Below are 991 nucleotides of genomic sequence, written 5' to 3'. Positions count from 1 at the left end.
GGTGTTTCTCTTTTTGTGTGTTTGTTTTTTTTTTTTTTTTTTTTTTTTTTTTTTGTGGGGGGGGCCCGCAGGGGATTCGAACGAGGAAGATGGTCGGCGACGGGGAGGGACAACAAAACAACGGCAACGGGCAAAAGCCGCTGGCGTGTGCACGGCAGCGGCGGTGTTCGGGGGCAGCGGTCTTACGTGATGCGGTCGGCGGCCTCGGCCAGCAGGCGCCATGCCTTCAACACGGCGTGCAGTTCATCCATGGAAAGCTCGCCGAACACGTCCTGGCGCAGGCCGATCAACTGGTCTTCCAGCTCGCTGACCAGCGCATGGCCCGCATCGGTCAGCCACAGCAGGTTGGCGCGGCGGTCGCTGGCGTCGCTCTCGCGGCGGACCAGGTCGCTGGCGCACAGCTTGTCCAGCAGGCGCACCAGGGAGGGACCTTCCATGCCCAGCTGCTGGGCCAGCGCCACCTGGCGGATGCCACCGCCGGAGCGGCCGATCATCAGCAGGGGCATGGTGCAGGCGGTGGAGATGCCGTAGCTGCCGAGCCGGCTGTCGGCCAGGCGCTGCCACTGCCGCCCTGCGTACAGCAGGCCGGAGCTGAGCTGCATCTGCAGCACGGTGCGCTCGTCGAGGGGTCGGTCCATAAGAGATAGATAGGATACTACTAATTTCATTCCTATCAATAGGTTTTTCTGAATGGGTGGGGTGTAGTGAGGAAAGCGTTGCGCCTGCCTGGTGTCGGGTGGGGCAGCGGGGGCCGGACGGTGCAGGACACGCCGTGAACCCATCTGAGGGCTCGGCCGCGGCTTGCCTCGGGCCCATGCCGCGGACGGTCCTGCCCCGCCCGGCCCCCGCCTCCCTCCCATCACCCCGCGAGCGCGTTGGGTTGGCCCTTTAAAGGCCAAAGCCGATGACGTGGGGCCCAAGGTCGCCACCACCCAAAGCAAAAACACCCAACAACCGGGGCGCGCCTCTCCGCCCCAAAACCCCCCCCTTT

Annotated in this window: 1 protein-coding gene; it reads right to left on the bottom strand. The window is 64.6% G+C overall.

Annotated elements, in window-relative coordinates; all coding sequences use genetic code 11:
* Positions 1-182: 182 nt before the first annotated feature.
* Positions 183-638 carry a MarR family winged helix-turn-helix transcriptional regulator gene (locus tag EKL94_RS22145; protein ID WP_012481667.1) on the bottom strand — a complete coding sequence of 152 codons (456 nt, stop codon included), beginning with the start codon at positions 636-638 and terminating at the stop codon, positions 183-185.
* Between the last annotated feature and the right edge of the window lie 353 nt (positions 639-991).

It is taken from the genome of Stenotrophomonas maltophilia (genome assembly GCF_003970865.1).
Classification (GTDB): domain Bacteria; phylum Pseudomonadota; class Gammaproteobacteria; order Xanthomonadales; family Xanthomonadaceae; genus Stenotrophomonas; species Stenotrophomonas maltophilia_AR.
Note: the sequence above shows the minus strand (reverse complement) of the source record. Positions and strands in the feature narration are given on the sequence as shown.